A 23335-nucleotide genomic window follows, 5' to 3' on the forward strand; every position below is an offset into this window, starting at 1 on the left:
TATAAATTCTTTTATTTTTAATTAATGCAATACAATTAAAAATTTTACTAAATTTTTTATCATAAGATCTAATATTACTTAACCAAGCAATATTTTCAGGTGAAGTAATTAAAAAAACTTCATTTTTTTTTAAAGTAAGTTTCTTATTAACTTTCTTTAATTTTTCAAAAGAGTCCTGCCCACTATAATTTTTTGTAAGGTAAAAGAGTTTTTCTTTTTTTTTTAAATTTTTATTTGAGTTAAAAAAGTGAAGATTTTCATAATTGAATTTATCAAAAAAACTTAATGAAAAAGTTTTTGGATCAATGAGTAATTTTTTATTAGAATTTGTTATTTTGCCAACATCATTTTTTAGTAAAGATATATCTTTTATTATAAAATTTTTTGTTTGTACTCTTGCTTGTTGGGTATATCTACCATCAACATATAAATTTTGCTTATTTTTATATATAATTGCATAACCTAGAGATCCTGTAAATTTTGTAATTTTTAATAAAAAATTATCTCTATCTTCTACAAATTCATTTAAAAAAGTATTATTTTTTGAAATTAAACAAGCTTCTATATTATTATTTTTTAAGTAATTTTTAATTTTTAATACGCTATTCATTAGATGCTTTTTGAATAAATTTATCTATTACCTTTTTTTCACCTTGCTCTTTAAAATTTATAAGTAATTTGTTTCCATCGATATGAATAATTTTTCCTAAACCAAAACCTTCATGTTTCACAGTTTCACCTACAGTAAAATCTGTGAAATTTTCAGTGTAAGAAATAGTTTTTATATTTTCCTCATTTTTATTTGCAAAATTGCTCTTTAATCTGTTCCAGCCTGGGCTATTTTTTTTCCCCTCAATATTGAAATCTTGATCGAAGATAAACTCATCCTCTGCAGTATCATCAATTGATATCTCGGTATATTTATCGTCTATTTCGTCGATAAAGCGTGACTGCAACGAAGAATAAAAGTCATAATTATCATTTTGTCTTCCATAAAATTTTCTTTGATTTGCAAAAGAAATAAATAATTCTTTTTTTGCCCTTGTAATGGCTACATACGCTAATCTTCTTTCCTCTTCTATACCGTCTGCTCCTTTTTCATCAATTGACTTTTGATGTGGAAACAAACCTTCCTCCCAACCAGGTAAAAAAACTGCATCAAATTCTAAACCTTTAGCTGAATGGATTGTCATGATATTGATTTTTTCACCATCCCATTCCTCATCTATTGCTGTCTGAAGAGAAATATTTTCTAAGAACTCATTCAAAGATGAATAGTTTTTCATTGAAGATTTTAATTCTTTTAAATTTTCTAATCTTGCATCAGCTTCAGGCGTTCTTTCATTTTTAAGCATAGAAGAGTAACCCGACTCATCTAGCACAATTTCAAGTAATGAAATGTGATCAATATCTTTAGATTTTTGCTTCCAGGAAATCATATTTACTAAAAAAGATTTAAGATTTTGTATTGTTTTTGGTTTAAGTATATTTTCTTTTAATATTTCTTGAGAAGCATCAAAAAGTGATAAATCTTTTTCTCTAGCAAAATCATGGATTTTTTTTATTGAGCTGTCACCTATAGATCTTTTTGGGTTATTAATTATTCTTTCAAATGAAATGTCGTCAGATGACTGATTGATTAGTCTTAAATAACCTAAGGCATCTTTAATTTCTGATCTTTCATAAAATTTTAAACCTCCAATAATTCTATACGGTAGTCCAATTTTTATAAATCTTTCTTCAAATTCCCTTGTTTGAAATGCGGCTCTAACCAAAATCGAAATTTCATTAAGTTTAAACTTTTTTGATAAATTTTGCTCAATGATATCCGAGATACCCGTCGCTTCGCTTATGCCATCAAAATAAGATTTAATTTTTACCTTTTCTCCATCACCTAATTCTGACCAAATATTTTTTTCCAGTCTATCTTCATTATTTGAAATAAGAGAAGTTGCACTATTTAGTATATTTTCTGTAGATCTATAATTTTGTTCTAATTTTATTGTTTGAGTATTTTGATAATTATTTTTAAATTCTAATATATTTTTTACTTCAGCACCTCGCCAACTATAAATTGATTGATCATCATCACCCACAACACAAATATTTTTTTTTTCAGAAGTTAATAACTGGAGCCAAAGATTTTGAACATAATTAGTATCTTGAAATTCATCTACGAGAATATATTTAAAGTTTCTTTGATATATTTTTTTTATATCTTCAAATTTTTTTAAAATTGTTACAACATGTAAAATTAAGTCACCAAAATCTACACAGTTCATCACTAACAATCTTTTTTGATAGATTTTGTATACCTTGAGCGCATTTACTAAATTAAATTCTTGATTTTTTAACTTTACTTGATCAGGCAACAAAGCTTTATTTTTCCATTGGTCAATATGAAATGCAATTTGCTTAGGTGGATTTTTTTTAATATCTATATTCTCTGCACTTAAAATATTCTTAATTAACTTAATCTGATCTAAGGTATCAATAATTGTAAAATTTGGTTTTAAACCAACTGCTTCAGCATTTTTTCTTAACATTTTATTGCAAATTGAATGAAAAGTTCCAAGCCATGGAAATGCCACTGATTTAGAATTAACTAATTTTAAAACCCGTTCACGCATTTCACTTGCGGCTTTGTTTGTAAAAGTCACACAAAGTATTTGTTGTCCAAAACATTTTTTTTGTTGAATTAAATAAGCAATTCTTGAAGTTAGAACTTTTGTTTTTCCTGAGCCAGCGCCAGCCAATACTTGTAATGGCCCCTCTGTGTTTGAGACAGCCAATTTTTGTTGATTATTCAATGAATTTAAATAACTACTCATCTAATAATTAAATTAGCACAACAAAAATAAATGTTAAAAAAAAATGCAAAAAAGCTGTTAATATCAATTTTATTTTTAGTTTTTTCTGTAACAGCCTATGTCTGCTCACCTTTTTTAATTAATTTCAATGATGATAAGAAAACTGGAATTGAAAATTTAATATCTGAATTAATATTTTATAAAGTAAACATTAAGGGCAATATTCAATATAAACTAAATCCCCTACCTAGCTTAGAAATTTCTGAGGTGCATATAACGAATGATGAAGAAAACAGTATTCTAAATAAAATTGTTTTAAATGTATCTATTTTTGATTTATTAAAAAATAAATTCTCATACAAAAATATTCTTATTAATAGTGGAGAATTTATAATTAATCTGAATAATTTGGAAGTTTTATCGAGTATTGAAGAATTTGATAATAAAAAAATTAATTTTGAAAAGGTTAATATTAAGTTTTTTGATAATAAGCAGACTTTTAGCATAAACGAATTTTCAGGCAATATTTTATATAAAAATAAAAAAATAGATAAAATAAATGGTAAATTTTATGTTGGTGAGATTTTGTTTAAAATTAAATTTAAAGAAAATCAGTTAAGTTTGAAATCTCCAGAAATAAATTTCAAAGCTAGCATTGAAAATTTTTTAAATACAAAAAAATTGATAAAATTAGATTACAATAATAGTTCAATTTTTCCAGGGGTTGATAGTATTTTTACCTCTTTTACTTATGAGCAAAATGAAAATAAATTTAGTTTGATTACTAAAGAATTTGAAACAAATATATTTAGTGGAATAATCAATATAAACAATAATAATGATAAAAATATAATTGTACTCGATGGATATTTTGAAAATTCTAAATTTAAAAAAATTAGTAAAACAGACTTGGCAACTTTTTTATCACAAAACCTTAATTTATTGGCTAATCTTTTCGATGGTAGAGTAAAATTAAGCTTTAATAATTTCAAGAGTGATAAAGAAGTTTTTGAAAATATTAAACTAAATGTCTTATTTCAAAATGGAGATGTTTTTTTTGAAGATATAGATATTTATTCAGATAACAATTCAATTAACATCAAGGGAAGAAATGTAACATACCAAAAAGATAATCTCCTATTTTATGATTTTATATTTTCAACAAAAAATTTAAAAAGACTTTGTTCTCAAATTTGTAATGATAAATCTTTAATTGATAGAGCTATAGATGGTGAATTTAAATTACAATCAAAAGGAATTCTAAATATTAATAAATCAAAAATTACTGTCCAAGAAAATTTTGTAAATAGGCAGTTTAATGATAATGAGATTCAAAAATTAAATACAAATCTAAATTCGATTGTAATCTTTGGAAAACTTGAAAATTTGTTTGATCTACCAAGATACTTTACTTTGTTATAAATTATTTTGGCCTTACCATCTTTTTGGGATCAACTATCTTATTATATTCTGCTTCTGTTACTAAGCCAGTTTTTAAAGTTTCTTCTTTAAGGGTTGTTCCATTTCTGTGTGCAGTTTTTGCAATCTTGCTTGCATTATCATATCCAATTTTTGGTGATAGAGCTGTTACAAGCATTAAAGAGTTATTTAAAAGTTCATTTATCTTTTTCTTATTTGGTTTTATTCCATTTACACAATAATCAACAAAACAATTTACAGAGTCAGCTATGAGATCAATGGATTGAATTATATTATGTGCGATCATTGGTTTGAAAACATTAAGTTCAAAGTGTCCGTGAGTTCCAGCAATTGTTATTCCTGTGTGATTACCTATTACTTTAGTACAAACCATTGTGATGGCTTCACATTGAGTTGGATTAACTTTTCCAGGCATAATAGATGAACCAGGTTCATTTTCAGGAAGCTCAAGTTCTGAATAACCTGCTCTTGGACCAGATCCTAAAAATCTGATATCGTTAGCTATTTTTGTTAGTGCTACAGCTGTTGTGTTTAAGCTCGCGGAAAAATTTACCACTGGATCATGACTTGCGAGAGCTTCAAATTTATTTCTCGCTGTTTTGAATGGAAGTTTAGTAATTTTTTTGACTTCATTAGCAATTTTTTTGTCCCAACCTCTTCTTGAGTTTATTCCTGTGCCTACAGCTGTTCCTCCTTGAGCAAGATAATATATTTCTTTTAATGCTATCCGTACCCTTTCTAAAGAATTTTTAATCTGCATATGATAACCTGAAAATTCTTGACCCAAGGTTAATGGAGTTGCATCCTGCAAATGAGTTCTTCCAATTTTAACAATATCTTTAAATTGCTTAGTTTTTTTTAAAAGAGCTTTCTCCAATTTTATAAGGGAAGGGATTAATTTTTTATTTGTTTGTATTGCAATGGCTATATGCATTGCAGTTGGAAATGTATCATTTGTAGATTGTGCCATATTTACATGGTCATTTGGGTGAACTGGTTTTTTTGAGCCTAATTTTCCACCAAGCATCTCGATTGCTCTATTTGCAATTACCTCATTAACATTCATGTTTGTTTGTGTACCAGAACCTGTTTGCCAAACTTTTAAAGGAAAATGATCGTCTAGTTTTCCTGCTATTACTTCATCAGCAGCTTTTTGAATATATTTAGATAAATTACTATCTAAGTCTTTAAATTTAGCATTAACTATTGCTGCAGATTTTTTAACTATGCCAATCGCATGAATTAGTTCAAGAGGCACATTTACTTTGCCAATCTTAAAATTTTTTATAGATCTTTGTGTTTGAGCTCCCCAGTATTTATCTGAAGGAACTTTTATTTTACCAAAACTATCAAATTCAGTTCTTGAAGACATATTTGATTATAATTTATATATATATATTAAATTAATAAAAACAATGAACACATTAATAATAGGTGGAACTTTTGGTATAGGCTTTGAACTTGGAAAGATTTATTTAAAAAATTCTAAAAATTTGATCATTTTTGGAAGAAATGAAGATAAATTAGAACAAATATCTGAAGATTTTCTAAACGAAAATTGCAAAGTAATTACAAAAAAACTTGATGTAACTTCAGCAAGTGAATGTAGAGAAGTTTTAACTTCAGTTATAGATGAAGTAAAAAATATTGATTTAGTAATTTATTCTAGTGGTTTTTATAAACCCAATAATACTTTTGATGTAGATTTAGATCTTTATAGAAAAACTATAGAGGTAAATTTTATGGGTTTAATTAATGTGATGTCGATGATTTTGCCTGTTATGAAAAATCAACAAAAAGGTCATATTGCTATGATTAGTTCTTTAGCAGGATTTTTTGGTTTACCAAATTCGTCCGGTTATGGACCAAGTAAAGCTGCTATGATGAACTATTCAGAGTCTATTTATAATGATTGTAAAAAAAATAATATTTATGTGAGCTTAATTAATCCTGGTTTTGTTAAAACAAGACTTACAGATCAGAATAAATTTGAAATGCCTTTTTTAATGTCTGCTGAAAAGGCTGCGCAAATTATTTTTAAAGGTTTAGAGAAAAAGAAATATGATATTACATTTCCTCTTATGATGAGTTTAATATTTAAAACTCTTAAAATTTTACCAAAACCAGTTTTTTTATTTCTAATAAAATTTATGGTAAAAACTGATAATTAGTAAATCACTAAATAAATCATTACCATTACAACTAAATTTGCCCCTAATAATAGTTGTGTTCCTTTATTAAAAAAAGAATTGGTTTTTTGATCAATCTCAATTGGATCAACTTGAGCTAGTTTTATTAAATTATTTTTTTTCATATATCATGTATATAAATTTTAAATGTGACTGAGTTTTTGGGTAAATTTGACTTTTTTTTGACCGCTAACCGTCAAGCAAACCTAAGGCTTGTTTGAGCATTTCTTCAGATTCTTTATGATCACCAGACACGTGAGCCTGTTCACCTTGAGCTCTTGATTGTTTAATTTCTGGTAGTTGATCTTTTCATATCAAAACGGAATCTTATTTATATTATGCTTTATTTCCGTACTGTTTCATGTGTTCAGGAATTCTCTCATTATTTCCATACATGAAGTGGTTAGACATGTTCTCTTTATATTTTGAACCAGGAACTTCTAATCCAACAGAGTGAGAAACTTCTCTAATTAATGCTGGGCTTGCACCACAACAAACTCCTAAATAGTTTACTCCATTACTATAAAGATCTTTTGTAAATTTTGCGATTTCATATCTATTACAATACAGAGGATCTAGTGCTGTTGGAAAAGTTCTTCCGTGAGGAGCCTCACAGCCACATTCGCCACCTCTATCTGGTAGATTAAAAAAAGTAGTATGGTTTTTGTTTGTTCTATATGGAACTGGTAATGCAGCTACATGACATTTCACAGCTTTTCTAATTTCTAAAACGTAGTCTTTCATTGTGTCTGGACCTCTAAAACAGTTCATACCAACTACGTCAGCACCGCGTTGTTCTAATTCTTTACAAGTGTCTACAACTGACCAACCATCTCTCATGATATCTTCACCCATAGGTGCAATTGTTAAAACAGCTGGTAATTTTGTTTTTTTTATAACTTCTAAAGCTTTAAAAGCTTCTTCCGCATAATAAAAAGTTTCACCAATCATAATATCTGCTTTTTCATCGACAGCCCACTCAGCCATCTCAGTAAACATTCTCTCTACTTTTAAATGTGTACTTTTATCTTTGTCATTCCAAATATTAGAATTAGATATATTTCCTGCCATGAAATTTGGCTTTGATTTATCTGGACTATCTTTGGCAACTTTTTTTGCAATTTGAAGTGCAGCTCTATTTAATTTTTCTAATAAATCTTCTTTTCCTGCAACTCTCACTTTTTCTCTATGAACATTATAGGTAAATGCTTGCACCACATCAGACCCAGCATGTTGAAAATCTCTGTGCAAACTCTCAAGTACGTCTGGTTGATCAAGAGCAACTGTTGGCACAAATTCTCCTGCAGACAAATATCCTCGTCTTTCAATCTCAAACAAAAAACCTTCTGCACAAATAACAGGACCTTGATTTAATCTCTCTACTAAATTTTTAATCATATTTTTCTCCTTATAATTTTCGGAGAAAGTTGAACAAACACAAACATGGGAGCATAAAAGTTCATTCAACATCTCCTTTTTAGTACTTTGGCACATGCCGGGTGTACAATATGGTTCAAATACCCAGGTTTTTTTATGAAAATTTTCCAAAAAAAAACCACCGGCTAAAGCGGTGGTTACTTTTCGCTTTAGCTGGATTTTTATAGCGCCCGCAATTTGAAATAAATCAGCGCTTGATCACTCTTATATTTAAATAATATCTTATGTAAATACTAATTATCTTTAAATTCAGGTTTTTTTTTAGGTAGATCTCTTAAAGTTGCTATAGCAACAAACCAGTAGAACCTTAGTTTATTAAAAAAACCTTTTCTTGCTTTTAGCAAGTAATACTCAGATAACCCACACTCTGTTTTGATGTAATTAGTAATATCTTTACTCATTTTTTTAATTTTTCTATCAATTTCTTTATAATTAATGGAACCAAACCTATCAATACAAATGAAATAATTATCTCGATACTTAGTATATCCTCAATTTTATTAATTTTTGATAATTGAACACCCGCATTTACAAAAATGATAGTTCCAAGAAACATACCGATTTGAGATACCAAATAGAAAGTCAGTGCTCTCATCTTAGTCAGACCAAATACCAAATTTATAATAAAGAATGGAAATATCGGACTTAATCTTAAGAAAAATAAATAATAAATTCCATCTTTTTTAATTCCTTCATTTATTTTTTCTAAATATTTGGAATACTTTTTTTCTACATAATCTCTTAAAACAAACCTGGACATTAATAAGCATAAAGTTGAACCAATTGAGCTTGCAAATGACGTTAGTATCACACCTGGAATTAAGCCGAAAAGAGCCCCAGCCAAGATTGTTTTCAATGCCCCAAAAGGTAATGCAAATGCTGTCACTATCACGTAAATAATAAAGAATACCACTATAGATAAAGAATAATTTAATTTGATAAATTCATTTAATTTATCATGTTGGCTTTTAATCGTTTCAAAAGAAAAGTATTGGCTATAATCAAAAAGCAACCCAAACGAAATGGTTCCTACAAAGATTAAAATAATAAAAATTTTAAAAATTTTATTAGTCATTAACTACAACTGGAACCACCTAAAACGCAAAATTTAGAACAGTGCGGATGATTAAGGTAGATTTTTTTCATCGATTCTTTCAGACTATTGCCCAAGTCAAACTCTTGTTTATAAGGAAGTAAAGTACATGCAATTACACTTGGGTTCTCATTTCCTTTTTTCTTAACAATCATTCGAGAAGTTGAACACATTACAGTATTTGGATCTTTATTTAAAATTCCCCAACATTCAGTTGTTATTTCTGGAGTATCTTGTTTTTCATTCATTTCTGCAAAAGTTACTAATTGGTTTTTATTCTCCACATCCAAAGCAAGTTGATATTGATCAATAAATTTTTTAAAATTTCTTCTTGTTGTTTCTTCGTCCTCATTCCACATCAAACGGGTTGCCAAACAATAATTAAATTTATTCTCAGACAGCCATTTTAATCCTTCAATCATTGGACCCCAGCTATTTGGACCTCTGATTTGTTCATGCTTATCTTTATTATAATGATCAATTGAAACTCTAATTGTTAGGTTTAAATGATTTAATTTATTTAAATCATTCTTATTATTGATCATTGGTTTCATTGCATTGGTAAGCACTAAAGTTTTAAACCGGTTATCAAGAGAATATTTAATCATCTTAAAAATATCTTTGTTCATAAATGGCTCACCACCAGTAAATCCAATTTCTTCAGTTCCCATTTCATTTTGAATACTTTCATTTACAAACATCTTAAATTCATCAAAAGAAAGATAAGATAAGCGATCATTTTTAGGACTTGATTCAATGTAACAATTTTTACAAGTTAGATTACAAAGCGTTCCTGTATTGAACCATAAAGTTTTTAATTTTTTAGACTCTATAAAAGCTCTAGCTTTATTATCAGCAGTAAAATTTTTATTTTCAAATTTTTGGTACATTTTCAATTCTTTTAAACTAAATAACTTTAATGTATATTATTGAAATGTTCCCAGAAAACTACTTGCTTTTTTTACAAATAATTATTGTGATGTTTGTTACTCCCGGAGGACCTAGAGTTCTAATCATGTCTCAGTCAATAAATTATGGTTTTAAAAAAAGCTTATGGACAGCTTTTGGTGATGTTACAGCGAATTCTGTACAGATGTTACTTGTTCTTTTTGGCTTAAGTGCATTGATAGAAATATTTCCAAATATTGTTTCAGTTTTTAAGTGGGTTGGTATTTCATACATATTATATGTTGCTTTTGGTTTTTTTAAATCTAAAGCAAACTTAGATATTAAAACTGGAAAACAAATTAAATCTAATACCGCTTTATTTAGAGATGGATTTTTTATTGCTTTCTTTAGTCCAAAGGCCATAGTTTTTTTTGCTGCTGTATTTCCAACTTTTTTAACTGGTGAAAATTATATTGCCCACTTTATTATTATGCTTATCAGCTGGGTAACTTTAGATTTTTTAACTCTAGCAATTTACTCAAAGGTAGCTGAAAAAATTATTGATCAATTAAAGTCAAATCCAAAAACATTAAATTATGTTTCTGCTGCAGCGCTTACTGTAATTGCAATTTTTATTGCAATAAAAGTATAATTCAATCAAAAGTTGTTTTTTTTATTTAGCTTTTGAAGTTGATTACAAATATTTTTAAATGTAATTTTATAAAGTTAATTAACAAAAACAAACAGGGGAGAATATGAAAAATCTATATAGATCTATCTTAACTTTTATCTCTGTACTTGCATTAGTTTTTAGTTTTGGAACTGCAAATGCAAAAGTTGAGGGCGATACAATTGTTCTTGGCGCAGCAGTATCTTTAACTGGAAAATATTCTACAAATGGTGAGCATACCAAAAATGGTTACAACCTTGCCGTTGAAAGAATTAACAGTATGGGTGGAGTAAAGGTTGGAGGAAAAAGCTATAAGTTTAAAATCATTTATTATGATGATGAGTCTAATTCAAAAAGAGCTGCTCAGTTAGCAGAGAGACTTATCAAACAAGATGGTGTTAAATATATGCTTGGACCTTACAGTTCAGGATTAACAAAAGCGATTGCACCAGTGACTGAGGAAAATAAAATTCCTATGGTTGAAGCAAATGGTGCATCAAGATCGTTATTTACTAAAGGATATAAATACTTGTTCGCAGTGTTATCACCTGCAAACCAGTATCTTGAAGTAGCAATCGATCTTGCAGTTGAAAAGAACGGTGGAAAGCCAGTCAGAATTGCGCAAGCTTTCGAGCAAGATGCATTCTCACAAGACGTTAGATTAGGTGTATTAGATGCAGCGAAAAGAACTGGATCAAAAATTATCATCGACGATAAGCTTCCAAAAGAACTTAATGATATGGCAGCAACTTTAGCAAAAGTTAAAGCTGTAAAGCCAGACGTTCTTGTTGTGTCAGGTCACTCAAAAGGTGCGTTAACAGCGATCAGACAAATTTCAGAAATGAAAGTTGATGTTCCAATGTTAGCAATGACACACTGCGACGCTTCAAAATTAGCTAAACAACACGGTGCAAAATCTGAATATGCTTTATGTGCATCTCAATGGCATAAAACTTTAACCTACAAAGATAAATTCTTTGGTGACGGTATAAAGTATGACAAAGACTTCACAAAAGCTTATGGTTATGCGCCTCCATATCAAGCAGCAGAGTCTTCTGCAGCATTATTAGTTTTTAAAGATGCATTTGAAAGAGCTAACTCTTTCGATACTAAAAAAGTTAGAGATGCATTAGCAAAAACTGAAATGCAAACTTTTTATGGAAATATAAAGTTTGGATCAGGCGGACAAAACACGGCAAAGCCAATGGTGCTTTTCCAAGTTATGTGCAAAAGTGGCAAATGTGAAAACGTAGTTGTTGCTCCAACTAAATGGGCAGCGGCTGAGTTAATTCATCCAATACCACCTTGGTCAAAAAGATAATTAAGATATAGAAATTGCCCTCTTCTTAGTTTAGAAGAGGGCAGTTTTTTTTAAAATGGATTTTTTAGTATTTCAAGTTCCAGCTTTAACTGCCCAAGCCATTCTTGACGGAATTCTTTTGGGAATTTTATTTGCTTTAATAGCTTACGGTATGGCTCTTCAATGGGGAGTAATGAACATCATCAATATTGCTCAAGGAGAACTTGTTATCATGGGTGGTTATATTGCCTACTTTATGTACATGTCCGGCATTCATCCTGCCTGGGGTATATTTGTGTCGCCAATCATTATGTATTTTGTGGGAGTATTTATTTATAAACTTGTAATAAACAAAGTCGTTGACCGTGACATGTTTATTTCAATTTTAGCAACATTCGGGATCAGTATTTTAATGATGCAATTAATGAACTTTGGTTTTGGTTCAGATGTGGTTGTTGCACAATCAAATTTTGGTACAACGATGTTATTTAACAATTCAGTCACACTTCCAAATTCAAAAATTTTCTCAGCAGTTGTAAGTATTGTTTGTGCAGTATTACTTACTATTTATATGAAGAAATCTAAACTTGGTCGTGCAATTAGAGCAACAGCTCAGAATGCAAGGGCAGCAAAAATTTTAGGTGTAGATACTGAAAAAGTTTATGCTTCAACTTTTGGAATTAATGCTGCATTATGTGGTGTAGCTGGTGCGTTGGTTGCTATAACATTTACTTTACACCCTTATGTTGGTTTGCCCTATACGGTAAGATCTTTCATGATAGTAATTGTTGCAGGTCTTGGTAACTTACCTGGTGTTGCAATGTCTGGTATGGGCTTGGGAGTATTTGAAGAGTTTGCTGATTATTTACTAGGAACAGAGTTTAGAATTGCAACTGTATTCTTTTTATTAGTATTAATTTTAGTTTATAGAAGATTTAAACTTGCCAAAACGAGGGAGTATCTAAAATAAATCAATGTTAGCTTTTACAAAAAGAGAACTTTATATTTGTGGTGCGCTTTTACTTTTTTTATTAGTTGCTCCATTTGTATTCGTTAATTTTAAATTACAATTAGCATTCATGTTAATCCTTATCATTCTTGCAATGACATGGAACATTCAAGGTGGAGAAATGGGATACAATTCTTTTGGAAACATAATGTTTTTTGGAGTCGGAATGTATTTGTGCGCGAGTATGCAAATTGGTTTGTATTTCCCTCTAGCTGAATGGACAGAAAGTGGTGGAGAAAAAACATTCGTTCATGAACCAGATCAATATTTTAAAGGTTTAGCACTAGGTTTAGCCTTTGCTGCACTAATTCCACCAATTATTGCGGGTTTGATTGGTTATGGAATTTTAGGATTAAGAGGACATTATTTTGCCATTTGTACTTTAGGAATTGGTATTGCGTCAGGTGAATTGGCAGGTGGAATAGAATTAATTGGAGCAGGACAAGGCATGACAGCCCCACCATTCCCAAAAGGTCTTGGAGATTTAGAAACTAGAGGAGAGTTTTTATATTTCCTATGTTTAATTCTTTTAGTTGCTACGTTTACTTTCATCAGATGGTTATACACGACGAGATTTAGATTAGTTTTAAATGCCATAAGAGACAATGAGGACAAAGCTGAAGCGATGGGTATTGAAACTATGCGTTATAAAATTACTGGTTGGATGATTTCAGCATTTTTCTGTGGTTTAGCAGGAGGTCTTGTAGGAACAATGGTTGGTTACATAGAACCAGTTGAAGTAGCCTTTGATGGAAGAGAAATGGGTGTGTTTATGGTGTTAATGACAATTCTTGGAGGAAAAGGAACTTTATGGGGACCAATAATTGGAGCTTCTGCATTTCATATATTTAAAGAAAGTTTCTGGACTTTATTTTTAGGTTGGCAATATGTAGCTCTTGGAGTTTTAATCATTGTAATCGTTATTTATTTCCCAGAAGGTTTAATGGGATATTTAAGAGAAAAAAAACCAGAGTGGTTTGGAGAAGTTATTGATGAAAAAGATAGAAAGGCTCAAATAAGTTTAGATTAATGGCATTACTTGAAGTTAACAATGTTTCAAAATCTTTTGGTGGTGTAAAAGCCAATGTAGATATTTCACTGCAAGTTGAACAAGGATCTATTGTTGGAATTATTGGACCTAATGGTTCTGGAAAGACAACATTATTTAATTCAATAGTTGGAACACATCCAATTGACCAAGGTTCAATTAATTTTGATGGAAAAGAAATCTCTCAGTTAACCATTCCGTCTATTGCAAAATTAGGATTACTTAGAACTTTTCAGCAAACAAGAATTTATGGAAAACTTAACTGTGTTCAGAATATGCTCATTTCTCATAAACCAAGAGACGAAACTGTTTTCACAGTTTTTTCAGGAATACCTGCTGACTTAACAGCCAAGGCAGAAGATATTTTAAAATTTGTAGGGCTTTATCAAAAAAGAAATTTAAGGGCTGGAGATTTATCTTTTGGTCAGCAAAAACTTTTAGAGTTAGCTATGGCATTAATGAGCGATCCCAAAATGTTATTACTTGATGAGCCAACTGCAGGGATTAACCCTACCTTAATTAATGGTATCATTAAAAGACTAATTTCTGTTAATAAAGAGTACGGTATTACACTTTTAGTAATTGAGCATAATATGAAAGTTATTATGCAATTAGCTCAAAAAATATTCTGTGTGGCACACGGTCAACTTCTGGCCGAGGGAAATCCAGATCAAATTAAAAATGACAAGCGAGTAATTGATGCTTATCTAGGAGCACAATAATGGCAGATCAATATTCAGTATTAGGTGCAAAACCAACAAAATCAGATCTAGAAAAACTTTCATCTGGAGAAACACATGTCACAATTGAAGGTTTAACAGCTGGATATGGTAAAATGGAAATTTTGCATAATATAGATTTGTTATGTAGCAAAGCTCAATCACTTTGTTTGATTGGCCCAAATGGAGCAGGTAAGTCAACTATTCTTCATTCTATTTATGGCTTTACAAATATTTTTTCAGGAAAAATTAATATTGATGGAAAAGAAGTTACAAATGTAACACCAGCTGAGAAATTAAAGTCATTTGGTATTGCGTATATTTTACAAGATAACTCTGTGTTCCCAGATATGACCGTTGAGGAAAATTTGTTAATGGGAGGCTATACAAAAGATAAAACAGAAGAAGCTTATGAAGAAGCACAAAGAGTATTAGAAAAATATGAAAGACTAAGAAATAGAAGAAACCAACCTGCTAAAGTTTTATCTGGTGGTGAAAGAAGGTTATTAGAAATCTCAAGAGCTTTGGTTATGAAACCTAGTGTTTTATTAGTTGACGAACCATCAATTGGTTTAGAACCAAGATATATTGAGATGGTATTTGAAATTTTAAAAGACCTTCAACAAAATGAGAAGAAAACAATTATTTTAGTTGAGCAAAATGCAAAAAAAGGTCTCGAGTTTGCAGATATTGGATATGTTTTAGTTTCGGGAGAATTGGCAATCGTTGGTAAGGGAGATGAATTGCTAAATAACCCAGATGTCGGTAGATTATTCCTTGGAGGATAATCTAAACCTTGCTTTCATCACAATCTTTTAAAGACGGAGTTAAGCACGCAATTGGCGTTCCAGCCTTAGGGCTTGGCTCAAGTATGTTTGCTTTTGGAGCTTTTTTACATAGCGCTGGTTTCGATATTTATCAGAGCTTCTTCTCAACATTTTTTACTTTTGCTTTACCTGGTCAGTTTGTGATGGCAGAGACAATTTTAGCTGGAGGAACTTTGTTAAATATTTTTCTAGCTGTCTTATTAACGAATAGTCGTTTGTACCCAATGACTGTAAATATCACTCCATTAATTAGAAATTCAAACGTTCCTAAATGGAAACAATATATTGGAGCACATTTCATTGCAGTGACATCTTGGTTTAATTTTTTCTCTGTTCAAAAAAATATTAAGGAAGATGAAAAGTTTAATTATTTTGTTGGATTAGGAGGATTTTTGTGGGCTAACTCGGTTGTTTGTACGGTAGCAGGGTACTTGTTTTCCAATCTGGTTCCTCATGAAATTTTAATTGCTCTTGTATTTATTAATCCAATGTATTTTTTAGTCATGACAGTAAGTAATTTAGAAGAAAAAAAGATTATTTGCTCAATTTTAGTTGGGGCAACTTTAAGTATATTTTTAAATAATGTTTTTCCTGGCTGGTCAGTTTTAATTGCTGGAGTTTTAGCAGGAACATTAGGTTTTTTTATCTTCAGAAAAGAGAATAATGAGTAGTCAATTTATTTACTTATCAATATTGGTCGCAAGTGTTGGTACATATTTTTGTAGAGCTTTTGGCATGTTTAGTGCCAAAAATATTAAAGTAGATAGCCCTATTTTTCATTGGATCAGATGTGTCTCTATGGCTGTCATTGCTGCTGTTATTGCAAGAATAGTTTTTTTCCCAGTTGGGATATTAACCGAGTCTACTATGTTGGTAAGAATTATTTGTACCTTAATTTTATTAGTCGTTTATTTTTTATTCAAAAAAAATGTAATATTAGCAGTATCTAGCAGTACAATCTGTTTTGTGATACTAAATCATATTTTGTAATGGAAAAAGTCACAGGATTAAAAGTTAATAATCATTCAGCTAGTCAGAGACTAGTAGATATTAAAATCGAAAATGATTATCTAGATAAAGTTAAAGAGCAGTTTGATCAATTTGATTTACTGGATATTGAGTATAAACCTTTTTTGAGATTTCATATTACCGATATATTTAACAAAATTTTTAATGAGAAAATTCAAAGTTTAACTAAAGCTATTTTATTAAATAGAGATCAAGGAGCATTTGTTATAGGTCCAGAAGAAATGGATCAATCTAAATACGATACTGATTTTTTGGTTAAGCTATCGACGGCTCTTACACATCTTGTTGGTATACCTAACTTTGATGCAATGTATGGAAAATATTATGCAAGGTTTGAAGTTAAAAATACTGATAATAGTGATAGCTACTTAAGAAAGGCAGCAAAAAAATTAGATCTTCATACAGATGGGACGTACGTCAAAGAAAAAACCGACTGGCTTTTAATGATGAAAATGAAAGAAGAAAATTCAGAGGGCGGAGAAAGTACATTGTTACATTTAGATGATTGGGAAGATTGTGAAAAATTTTTCACTGACCCGATTGGAAAAGAAAATTTTGTCTGGGGCTCTCCAAAAAGTAAAAATGTAGATTACAAAATAGAACACCCAATTTTTTCTACGGATCAGCAAGGAAAACCTATTATTTCATACATTGATCAGTTTCCTGAGCCACAAAGTTTAAAGCAGGGTCTATATCTAAATAGTTTGTCAGAATCTTTAGAGGGAAGCAAAAAACTTATATCTTTTAAATTACCCCCTGGTTATGCAATTTTTTCAAATAATTATTTTATGTTACATGGGAGAAAAGCGTTTAAACCTCACCCTAAACTATACAGAGAACTTCTTAGACAAAGAGGTGTTTTTTATAAGTGATTAGATTTATAATCTTTTTTTTAATCTTATTTAGTTTAAATAATTTAACAATGGCCGATGAAAAAAAAGCATACTTTGCAGGTGGATGTTTTTGGTGTGTTGAAGAAGCATTTGAAAAAACTGATGGAGTTAAAGAAGTTAAGTCAGGTTATACTGGCGGACATGTAAAAAATCCAACATATGAGCAAGTAACATACGAAGAAACAGGTCACTACGAAGCTGTTGAAGTAATTTATGACTCAAATAAAATTTCTTATGATCAACTTTTAGATGTTTTTTGGAAAAATATAGACCCATATGATGCCAAAGGTCAATTTTGTGATAAAGGATCGAGTTATTTATCTGCAGTTTTCTATCAAAATGATGATGAGAAAAAAGCTTATGAAGAATCTAAAAAAAGGTTAAATAAAGAAGATGTTGCGCAATTTGCTACTCATATAAAAAAATTAGATGTTTTTTATCCAGCTGAAGATTACCACCAAGATTTTTATAAAAGAAATCCATTAAGATATAAGTATTACAAAACTACTTGTGGCCGAGTTCAAAGATTAAAAAAAATCTGGAATTAGCGTTTAGAAAAAAATTTCAAAATAAACGGAATAGAAAAAATAATTAAAAATATTCTTAAAAAGTGATGGTAGGTCACAAATAATGGGTCAATGTTATAGGCTATACTGATAACTACCATTTCGTGCAAACCTCCAGGCGCAAAACTTAGAAATGCTGCCATGAAATCAAAACCTAGAAAGATTTTTAAAAGATAGGCGAAGATTGCTGCGATACCTAAAAGCAAAACTGAAACAATAAACCCGTGTAAAGAATAATAACCTATTTCTCTAATTGGCAAACCACTCAAACGACATCCAATTGCAGATCCTAGAAATACGAACGCAATATTAATAAAGAAGTCGGGAAATCTTGCAGTTGTTATTTCAAATGTGTAGAAAATTCCACAGAGTATCATAGCTGCTAGAATCGGTGCGGAAGGAACTTTTAATCTTTTTAATCCCATTGATCCTAACTGTGCGATTCCTAATAAAAAAATTAATTCGAGAAAATATCTCAAACTATAATCTGGATTATTTCCATGTGATGAGATTTCCTGATAACCAACCTGAGTAACAAACACAAAAGGTAAGATTAATACAATAAACAAAACTCTTGTTGCTTGTGGAATAACAACCTGTCCACTTTCTTTCTTACTATCAGTCATTTGGTTGATTGCCGCAGCTATAACAACAAAAGCGCCAGGTAACCCAGCTAATACGGCAACCAGTTTTCGAAATTTACAAACTTTATAAAAATAAAACGCAACTACAATTGAACCAATAATCGTACATATGATCATTGCTATAGATGAATAGATCCATAAATGAATTTTATATAATAACGTGATATTAAATGATCCAGCTAAAATCACACCAATGATTAAAAGAACTGGTAGGAATATTTTTTTATCAAAAGTTATTTTATAACTTGTGAAAGAAACAAATAAATTAAGAAGTAGTGCGCCTAATAACCAAGGTAAAGGCAAATGAACTAATGTACCCAGATATCCGCCTATTGCTCCAATAATTATACTTTTGTAACTTTTTTTAATTGCTTCAAAATATTCAGCCACGTTTATTTGTTTCCTTCTTCAATTTTTATATATTTTTTAAAATCTAATAAATTCAAGGTATCACTTGCTTTATTTTTATATTTAGGAATTATATTTTTTTTAATCAAATCTAAAGTTTGTTTAGTTGAGTCTATATATCCATTTAATATTTGTTGAGAAAATAAAGCAAATTTAAATTTATTTTTACTAACATCGTTTAAAGTAAATTTTACATTTTGAGTAATGTTAAGCATTAAAGGTATATTTTTTATTTTTTTGTTTATCGTGTTTAATTGTTTTATTGAGTTAATGCCGGTAATAAAAATACAATCTGCGCCTAGCTTTTTAAAATGCAAAGCTCTTGTAATAGTCTCATCAAGCGAACCTGCAGTCAAAGCATCTGTTCTTGCAACAACTAGGATATTTTTATTTTCTTTTGCAGCTTTAACTGCAATTTTAATTCTTTCCTTTGCTTCTTTAAGGTTTAATAGTTTAACATGATCAGTTAACGCACATCTTTTTGGAAAAATTTGATCCTCTAACACTAGTGCTGAAGCTCCTGCATCTTCTAAATCTTTTACAGTTCTATAGACGTTAGCAAGACCGCCAAATCCAGTATCTGCATCTACAATTATTGGTAATTTTGTATGACTACAAATTTTTCTAGTCGCATCAACTAATTCTTTTTGAGTAATTAAACTAGCATCAGGAAAACCCAAACTTGCAGAGGACAAAGCGAAACCTCCAATAAACGAAATTTTAAAACCTTTACTCTGAATTAATTTTGCAGATAAAGGATCATGACAAGTTGGAAGATGATAGGTTTTTTTATCTTTTAAATACTTCCTTAAGAGTAAAGTTTTTTTATTCATTTGATAATAATTCTTTTAATTTATTGCGGTAGCTTGATAGTATTTTATAGTACTTTGGTACTGACCTGTTAGTAAAAAATTGTTTCCATCCAGATACACTTATTGTTCCTTTGAAATTCTCTTTTTTATCAAAAACAGGTACAGCTACACTAGCAATATTGTCTAGTCTCTCACCTGTAGTAAAAATATAGCCTTTTTTATCTATTTGATTTTTTAGTTCTGAATTGTCTTCAGTATAAGCTAATAAAACTTTTCCAGTTGCTGACTTTAATTCAAATGTCGTACCTTCTACGACATAATGATTTAACTCAGATTTAGAATTCACTCGATATAGGCATACTTTTTTATTTCCAGCTTTTACCCAATAACCTGCTGACTGACCTGTAGCTTCACAAATTTCGCTTAAAATTTCTTTTATTTCATTTCCAATTTTAAAATTTGAATTGTAAATTGAACCAAGTTTCCAACTTCCAGGACCTAAGCGGTAACTTCCATTAATTTCATTTTTAATCAGGAAATTATGCTTTATTAAAGAACTGCATATTCTTAATATTGTTGATTTATTTAATTGAGTGATCACTGTTAATTCTTTTAAAGAAATACTTTTATTTGCATCATCGAATGAATTTAAAATTTGGAAAGCTTTATCTAATACTTTTATGGTACTCATAATGTTTTACAATGTGAAACATCATTTTATATTATAAAATTTGTTGACAATCTATATTTTTTTTGCAGAACTATATTTTTTATAAAAATAGGGGAGATTAAGATGGGCAAAGCTTACACACCAAATATTAAATCAGATAAAGGTAAAAACTTAACTAAATATGTAGCAGAGTTTGTTAAAAAAAATAAATACAACTCAATACCAAAAAATGTTGTTGAGTTAGCAAAAAAACATATTTTAGACGGCTTCGGTCTAGCATTATCAGGTTCAGTCGCAAGGACTGGAGATTACTTATTTAAGCATATTAAACAGAATTCAGCAAAAGGTAGAGCAACAGTAATTGGTTCTAAGATGAAAGTTACTTCACGTTTTGCAGCTTTAGCTAATGGTACTGGAATTCACTCAGATGATTATGATGATACGCAACTTGCAGTACAAAAAGATAGAGTTTACGGCTTACTTACTCACCCGACAGCACCATGTTTACCAAGTGCTTTTGCAGAAGGTGAATTAAAAAAAATTAACGGTAAAGACTTTTTAAATGCTTATTTAATTGGAGTTGATGTTGAATGTAAAGTTTCAGAAGCAATGTCACCTAGACATTATCAGCATGGTTTTCACTCGACTGCAACATGTGGAACTTTGGCTTCTGCAGCTGCAGCAGCAAAAATTAGAGGATATAATGTTGATCAAATACAAAGATCATTAGCAATTGCTGCATCATTAAGTGCAGGACTAAGAGAAAACTTTGGTACAATGACAAAACCACTTCACGCTGGAAGAGCAGCAGAGAGTGGAGTTGTTGCTTGTGATTTAGTTGGATATGGATGGTCTGCAACCGATAAAATTTTAGAGTCACCAAGAGGTTTCTTCCAAGCTCATGGTGGTGGATATAATTTAAATTCGATCAAAGGTCAGTTAGGTAGACCTTGGACTTTTTCTAAACCAGGTATTTCAATTAAACCGCATCCATGTGGATCTTTAACACACCCTGGAATGACAAAAATGTTAGAACTAATTTTAAAGCATGACATCAAACCACAAGACGTCGTTAAAGTTGATGTGGGTACAAATCATAACATGCAAAATGCATTAATCCACCATAGACCAACTAATGAGTTCCAAGCAAAATTTAGTATGGAATATTCTATGGCAATTTTATTGGTTCAAAGAAGAGCTTACATACCTGAATATCAAGATAAAAGAATTAATAAGCCAGATGTTCAGAAAATGCTAAGAAAAATTAATTTCTATAAAAATAAAGTTGCTGAGGCTGCTGGTTATGACAAGATGACAACTATTATTGATATTTATCTTAAAAATGGAAAGAAAATATCTGGTAGAGGTGATTTTGGAAAAGGAAGTCCAATGATCCCAATGTCTTATGATGAAGTAGCAGATAAATTCTTAGGATGTTGTGAATTTGCTAAATGGTCTACTAAAAAATCAAAAGCTATCATTGAAACGGTAAGACATTTAGAAAAATTAAAAGATATATCTAAATTAAGTAAACTTTTATCAAAATAACTTTTAATGAAAGTTGCTATACTTGACGACTATCAGGGGGTTGCTGAGCAACTCGCTGATTGGTCAAGTTTAAACAATTCCTGCAATATAAAAGTTTTTACTCAGCCTTTCGAAAATGAAGATCAGGCAATAGAAAACTTAAATGATTTTGAAGCTCTCTTGATAATGAGAGAGAGAACGCCAATAACAAAAAAACTTATTGATGGCTGTCCAAATTTAAAATTTATTGCAACAAGCGGTATGAGAAATTTAGCGATTGATATGGAATATGCGAAATCAAAAGGCATAATAGTTTCAGGGACCGATGGAAACAAAAATCCAACTGCAGAATTAACTTGGTCATTAATATTAGGTTTGGCTAGAAATTTAAGACAGGAAACAGAGAATATGTATCAAGGATATTGGCAGACTACCTTGGGTGTAGAATTAAAAGGAAAAACATTAGGAATTATTGGTCTTGGTAAATTAGGTTGTCAGGTTGCTAAAATTGGAAAAGCTTTTGGTATGGAAGTTATAGCTTGGAGTGAAAATTTAAAAATGGCTCACGCAGAAGAGAATGGTGCATTGGCAGTAACTAAAGATGAATTATTAGAGAAATCAGACTTTATATCAATACATTATATATTGAGTGAAAGAAGCAAAGGTCTAATTAAATATGATGATATTTGTAAAATGAAGAAAACAGCATTTTTAATCAATACTTCAAGAGGTCCAATAATTGATGAGGATGATCTTGTTAAAGCTTTACAGGAAGAAAAAATTGCTGGTGCTGGTATTGATGTTTATTCAATTGAGCCATTACCAGAAAATCATAAGTTAAGGTTTTTACCAAATGCATTCTTAACTCCGCATATTGGTTATGTAACATTTGAAAATTATTCTAAATTTTATTCTCAGATGGCTGAAGATTTGCAGGCTTATATTGATGGCAAGCCTTTAAGAGTTTTAAATTAAAATTATAATTTTTTCCAAATACCTTCAGCTGTAGCTAAAAGTTTATCGTCACACTTAATTTCTCCGTACATAAAGATCAGTGTATTAGTATGTTTTTTTATTTTTGCATATCCAATGATTTTATCTCCAACTTTCGATCCTCCAATAAAATTAGTATTTAAGCTAATGGTCACTGCTCTACCTTTGATAACTTGATGTGCCGAGGTACCCATGCCTGAGTCCAGCATCGACATAACAAAACCACCATGAGTTACACCACCAGCATTCATATGAAATTCTTTAATAGTAGTAGTAAACTCAAATTCAGTATCTGATATTTTTCTAAACTCTAATCCGCCATTGTGTTTCATGAAACCAACTTTACTTATATTTCTAAAATTC

Annotated in this window: 26 protein-coding genes and 1 riboswitch; of the genes, 14 read left to right on the forward strand and 12 right to left on the reverse strand. The window is 30.1% G+C overall.

Going from position 1 to position 23335, the window contains the following annotated elements; all coding sequences use genetic code 11:
* On the reverse strand, positions 1-610 hold a 610-nt coding region (locus ACTTAT_RS03690), incomplete at its 3' end, for an aminopeptidase P family N-terminal domain-containing protein (RefSeq protein WP_440679726.1).
* Entirely contained in the window at positions 603-2831 is a 2229-nt protein-coding gene (locus ACTTAT_RS03695; RefSeq protein WP_440679727.1) for an ATP-dependent helicase, read from the reverse strand. The genes ACTTAT_RS03695 and ACTTAT_RS03690, both read right to left, overlap by 8 nt.
* Positions 2832-2861: 30 nt before the next feature.
* Here ACTTAT_RS03695 and ACTTAT_RS03700 point away from each other — a divergent pair, with 30 nt between their 5' ends.
* Positions 2862-4232, forward strand: coding sequence for a hypothetical protein (locus tag ACTTAT_RS03700; RefSeq protein WP_440679728.1), 1371 nt, complete (start codon positions 2862-2864; stop codon positions 4230-4232).
* 1 nt (position 4233) lies between these two features.
* On the opposite strand, the gene fumC is transcribed toward ACTTAT_RS03700, so the two are convergent.
* Complete coding sequence (gene fumC / locus ACTTAT_RS03705) at positions 4234-5622, reverse strand: class II fumarate hydratase (protein ID WP_440679729.1); 1389 nt, start codon at positions 5620-5622, stop codon at positions 4234-4236.
* Positions 5623-5665: 43 nt separating this feature from the next.
* On the opposite strand from fumC, the gene ACTTAT_RS03710 reads away from it, so the two are divergent.
* A complete protein-coding gene (locus tag ACTTAT_RS03710) occupies positions 5666-6421 on the forward strand; it encodes an SDR family NAD(P)-dependent oxidoreductase (RefSeq protein ID WP_440679730.1) in 756 nt (251 codons plus the stop codon).
* Here ACTTAT_RS03710 and ACTTAT_RS03715 read toward each other — a convergent pair.
* From ACTTAT_RS03715 to ACTTAT_RS03735, 5 genes are all read right to left on the reverse strand, one after another.
* Positions 6418-6564, reverse strand: a complete 147-nt coding sequence (locus ACTTAT_RS03715; protein ID WP_009359905.1) for a hypothetical protein — start codon at positions 6562-6564, stop codon at positions 6418-6420. The two genes, ACTTAT_RS03710 and ACTTAT_RS03715, sit on opposite strands and share 4 nt — an antisense overlap.
* A gap of 211 nt (positions 6565-6775) precedes the next feature.
* Positions 6776-7837: a homocysteine S-methyltransferase family protein gene (locus ACTTAT_RS03720; protein WP_440679731.1), complete on the reverse strand. Its 1062-nt coding sequence runs from the start codon at positions 7835-7837 to the stop codon at positions 6776-6778.
* A 69-nt stretch (positions 7838-7906) separates the two neighbouring features.
* Positions 7907-7971: riboswitch (SAM riboswitch) on the reverse strand.
* A 138-nt stretch (positions 7972-8109) separates the two neighbouring features.
* Positions 8110-8277, reverse strand: coding sequence for a hypothetical protein (locus ACTTAT_RS03725; RefSeq protein WP_440679732.1), 168 nt, complete (start codon positions 8275-8277; stop codon positions 8110-8112).
* Entirely contained in the window at positions 8274-8951 is a 678-nt protein-coding gene (locus tag ACTTAT_RS03730) for a TVP38/TMEM64 family protein (RefSeq protein WP_440679733.1), read from the reverse strand. Before ACTTAT_RS03730 ends, ACTTAT_RS03725 begins: the two co-directional genes overlap by 4 nt.
* Positions 8951-9859 carry a radical SAM protein gene (locus tag ACTTAT_RS03735; protein ID WP_440679734.1) on the reverse strand — a complete coding sequence of 303 codons (909 nt, stop codon included), beginning with the start codon at positions 9857-9859 and terminating at the stop codon, positions 8951-8953. The genes ACTTAT_RS03730 and ACTTAT_RS03735 overlap by 1 nt, the downstream gene beginning before the upstream one ends.
* A gap of 29 nt (positions 9860-9888) precedes the next feature.
* On the opposite strand from ACTTAT_RS03735, the gene ACTTAT_RS03740 reads away from it, so the two are divergent.
* The 10 genes from ACTTAT_RS03740 (at position 9889) to msrA (ending at position 17900) form a co-directional block, all read left to right on the forward strand.
* Positions 9889-10509 (forward strand): LysE family translocator, encoded by a 621-nt coding sequence (locus tag ACTTAT_RS03740; protein ID WP_440679736.1) that lies wholly within the window; start codon positions 9889-9891, stop codon positions 10507-10509.
* A gap of 103 nt (positions 10510-10612) precedes the next feature.
* Entirely contained in the window at positions 10613-11848 is a 1236-nt protein-coding gene (locus tag ACTTAT_RS03745) for an amino acid ABC transporter substrate-binding protein (RefSeq protein ID WP_440679737.1), read from the forward strand.
* 55 nt (positions 11849-11903) lie between these two features.
* Positions 11904-12797, forward strand: coding sequence for a branched-chain amino acid ABC transporter permease (locus ACTTAT_RS03750; RefSeq protein ID WP_440679738.1), 894 nt, complete (start codon positions 11904-11906; stop codon positions 12795-12797).
* 4 nt (positions 12798-12801) lie between these two features.
* Positions 12802-13866, forward strand: coding sequence for a branched-chain amino acid ABC transporter permease (locus ACTTAT_RS03755; protein ID WP_440679739.1), 1065 nt, complete (start codon positions 12802-12804; stop codon positions 13864-13866).
* Positions 13866-14606, forward strand: a complete 741-nt coding sequence (locus tag ACTTAT_RS03760; RefSeq protein ID WP_440679740.1) for an ABC transporter ATP-binding protein — start codon at positions 13866-13868, stop codon at positions 14604-14606. The genes ACTTAT_RS03755 and ACTTAT_RS03760 overlap by 1 nt, the downstream gene beginning before the upstream one ends.
* Complete coding sequence (locus ACTTAT_RS03765) at positions 14606-15391, forward strand: ABC transporter ATP-binding protein (RefSeq protein ID WP_440679741.1); 786 nt, start codon at positions 14606-14608, stop codon at positions 15389-15391. Before ACTTAT_RS03760 ends, ACTTAT_RS03765 begins: the two co-directional genes overlap by 1 nt.
* Before the next feature lie 8 nt (positions 15392-15399).
* The gene (locus tag ACTTAT_RS03770) at positions 15400-16101 is read left to right on the forward strand and encodes an AzlC family ABC transporter permease (RefSeq protein ID WP_440679742.1); all 702 of its coding nucleotides are present in this window, start codon (positions 15400-15402) and stop codon (positions 16099-16101) included.
* Positions 16094-16420 (forward strand): AzlD domain-containing protein, encoded by a 327-nt coding sequence (locus ACTTAT_RS03775; RefSeq protein ID WP_440679743.1) that lies wholly within the window; start codon positions 16094-16096, stop codon positions 16418-16420. Before ACTTAT_RS03770 ends, ACTTAT_RS03775 begins: the two co-directional genes overlap by 8 nt.
* A complete protein-coding gene (gene glaH, locus ACTTAT_RS03780) occupies positions 16420-17331 on the forward strand; it encodes a glutarate dioxygenase GlaH (RefSeq protein ID WP_440679745.1) in 912 nt (303 codons plus the stop codon). Before ACTTAT_RS03775 ends, glaH begins: the two co-directional genes overlap by 1 nt.
* 50 nt (positions 17332-17381) lie before the next feature.
* Positions 17382-17900, forward strand: a complete 519-nt coding sequence (gene msrA / locus ACTTAT_RS03785) for a peptide-methionine (S)-S-oxide reductase MsrA (RefSeq protein WP_440679746.1) — start codon at positions 17382-17384, stop codon at positions 17898-17900.
* Here the strand turns inward: msrA and ACTTAT_RS03790 are convergent.
* From ACTTAT_RS03790 to ACTTAT_RS03800, 3 genes are read right to left on the reverse strand one after another with little or no spacing between them, the layout of a single operon-like run.
* Complete coding sequence (locus ACTTAT_RS03790; protein WP_440679747.1) at positions 17897-18952, reverse strand: AbrB family transcriptional regulator; 1056 nt, start codon at positions 18950-18952, stop codon at positions 17897-17899. The two genes, msrA and ACTTAT_RS03790, sit on opposite strands and share 4 nt — an antisense overlap.
* A 2-nt stretch (positions 18953-18954) precedes the next feature.
* Positions 18955-19803 (reverse strand): isocitrate lyase/PEP mutase family protein, encoded by an 849-nt coding sequence (locus ACTTAT_RS03795; RefSeq protein WP_440679749.1) that lies wholly within the window; start codon positions 19801-19803, stop codon positions 18955-18957.
* Positions 19796-20473 (reverse strand): IclR family transcriptional regulator, encoded by a 678-nt coding sequence (locus tag ACTTAT_RS03800; RefSeq protein WP_440679750.1) that lies wholly within the window; start codon positions 20471-20473, stop codon positions 19796-19798. The genes ACTTAT_RS03795 and ACTTAT_RS03800 overlap by 8 nt, the downstream gene beginning before the upstream one ends.
* 102 nt (positions 20474-20575) lie before the next feature.
* Between ACTTAT_RS03800 and ACTTAT_RS03805 the strand changes: the two genes are divergently transcribed.
* The gene (locus ACTTAT_RS03805; RefSeq protein WP_440679751.1) at positions 20576-22000 is read left to right on the forward strand and encodes an MmgE/PrpD family protein; all 1425 of its coding nucleotides are present in this window, start codon (positions 20576-20578) and stop codon (positions 21998-22000) included.
* A gap of 6 nt (positions 22001-22006) precedes the next feature.
* Complete coding sequence (locus ACTTAT_RS03810; RefSeq protein WP_440679752.1) at positions 22007-22954, forward strand: D-2-hydroxyacid dehydrogenase family protein; 948 nt, start codon at positions 22007-22009, stop codon at positions 22952-22954.
* A gap of 2 nt (positions 22955-22956) precedes the next feature.
* Here the strand turns inward: ACTTAT_RS03810 and ACTTAT_RS03815 are convergent, their stop codons facing one another.
* Positions 22957-23304: a PaaI family thioesterase gene (locus tag ACTTAT_RS03815; RefSeq protein WP_440679753.1), complete on the reverse strand. Its 348-nt coding sequence runs from the start codon at positions 23302-23304 to the stop codon at positions 22957-22959.
* Positions 23305-23335: the final 31 nt, after the last annotated feature.

The organism is Candidatus Pelagibacter sp. HIMB1517 (assembly GCF_052047895.1).
Taxonomy (GTDB): Bacteria; Pseudomonadota; Alphaproteobacteria; order Pelagibacterales; family Pelagibacteraceae; genus HIMB114.

What these genes read in the sequence shown, in the direction of transcription:
- ACTTAT_RS03760 (WP_440679740.1), top strand. Translation starts at nt 13,866, where the DNA reads ATGGCATTACTTGAAGTTAACAATGTTTCAAAATCTTTTGGTGGTGTA.
- ACTTAT_RS03755 (WP_440679739.1), top strand. Translation starts at nt 12,802, where the DNA reads ATGTTAGCTTTTACAAAAAGAGAACTTTATATTTGTGGTGCGCTTTTA.
- glaH (WP_440679745.1), top strand. Translation starts at nt 16,420, where the DNA reads ATGGAAAAAGTCACAGGATTAAAAGTTAATAATCATTCAGCTAGTCAG.
- ACTTAT_RS03745 (WP_440679737.1), top strand. Translation starts at nt 10,613, where the DNA reads ATGAAAAATCTATATAGATCTATCTTAACTTTTATCTCTGTACTTGCA.
- ACTTAT_RS03720 (WP_440679731.1), bottom strand. Translation starts at nt 7,837, where the DNA reads ATGATTAAAAATTTAGTAGAGAGATTAAATCAAGGTCCTGTTATTTGT.
- ACTTAT_RS03735 (WP_440679734.1), bottom strand. Translation starts at nt 9,859, where the DNA reads ATGTACCAAAAATTTGAAAATAAAAATTTTACTGCTGATAATAAAGCT.
- ACTTAT_RS03750 (WP_440679738.1), top strand. Translation starts at nt 11,904, where the DNA reads ATGGATTTTTTAGTATTTCAAGTTCCAGCTTTAACTGCCCAAGCCATT.
- ACTTAT_RS03765 (WP_440679741.1), top strand. Translation starts at nt 14,606, where the DNA reads ATGGCAGATCAATATTCAGTATTAGGTGCAAAACCAACAAAATCAGAT.
- ACTTAT_RS03715 (WP_009359905.1), bottom strand. Translation starts at nt 6,564, where the DNA reads ATGAAAAAAAATAATTTAATAAAACTAGCTCAAGTTGATCCAATTGAG.
- ACTTAT_RS03740 (WP_440679736.1), top strand. Translation starts at nt 9,889, where the DNA reads ATGTATATTATTGAAATGTTCCCAGAAAACTACTTGCTTTTTTTACAA.
- ACTTAT_RS03725 (WP_440679732.1), bottom strand. Translation starts at nt 8,277, where the DNA reads ATGAGTAAAGATATTACTAATTACATCAAAACAGAGTGTGGGTTATCT.
- ACTTAT_RS03710 (WP_440679730.1), top strand. Translation starts at nt 5,666, where the DNA reads ATGAACACATTAATAATAGGTGGAACTTTTGGTATAGGCTTTGAACTT.
- ACTTAT_RS03810 (WP_440679752.1), top strand. Translation starts at nt 22,007, where the DNA reads ATGAAAGTTGCTATACTTGACGACTATCAGGGGGTTGCTGAGCAACTC.
- ACTTAT_RS03805 (WP_440679751.1), top strand. Translation starts at nt 20,576, where the DNA reads ATGGGCAAAGCTTACACACCAAATATTAAATCAGATAAAGGTAAAAAC.
- ACTTAT_RS03800 (WP_440679750.1), bottom strand. Translation starts at nt 20,473, where the DNA reads ATGAGTACCATAAAAGTATTAGATAAAGCTTTCCAAATTTTAAATTCA.
- ACTTAT_RS03775 (WP_440679743.1), top strand. Translation starts at nt 16,094, where the DNA reads ATGAGTAGTCAATTTATTTACTTATCAATATTGGTCGCAAGTGTTGGT.
- ACTTAT_RS03700 (WP_440679728.1), top strand. Translation starts at nt 2,862, where the DNA reads ATGTTAAAAAAAAATGCAAAAAAGCTGTTAATATCAATTTTATTTTTA.
- ACTTAT_RS03815 (WP_440679753.1), bottom strand. Translation starts at nt 23,304, where the DNA reads ATGAAACACAATGGCGGATTAGAGTTTAGAAAAATATCAGATACTGAA.
- fumC (WP_440679729.1), bottom strand. Translation starts at nt 5,622, where the DNA reads ATGTCTTCAAGAACTGAATTTGATAGTTTTGGTAAAATAAAAGTTCCT.
- ACTTAT_RS03695 (WP_440679727.1), bottom strand. Translation starts at nt 2,831, where the DNA reads ATGAGTAGTTATTTAAATTCATTGAATAATCAACAAAAATTGGCTGTC.
- ACTTAT_RS03795 (WP_440679749.1), bottom strand. Translation starts at nt 19,803, where the DNA reads ATGAATAAAAAAACTTTACTCTTAAGGAAGTATTTAAAAGATAAAAAA.
- msrA (WP_440679746.1), top strand. Translation starts at nt 17,382, where the DNA reads ATGGCCGATGAAAAAAAAGCATACTTTGCAGGTGGATGTTTTTGGTGT.
- ACTTAT_RS03730 (WP_440679733.1), bottom strand. Translation starts at nt 8,951, where the DNA reads ATGACTAATAAAATTTTTAAAATTTTTATTATTTTAATCTTTGTAGGA.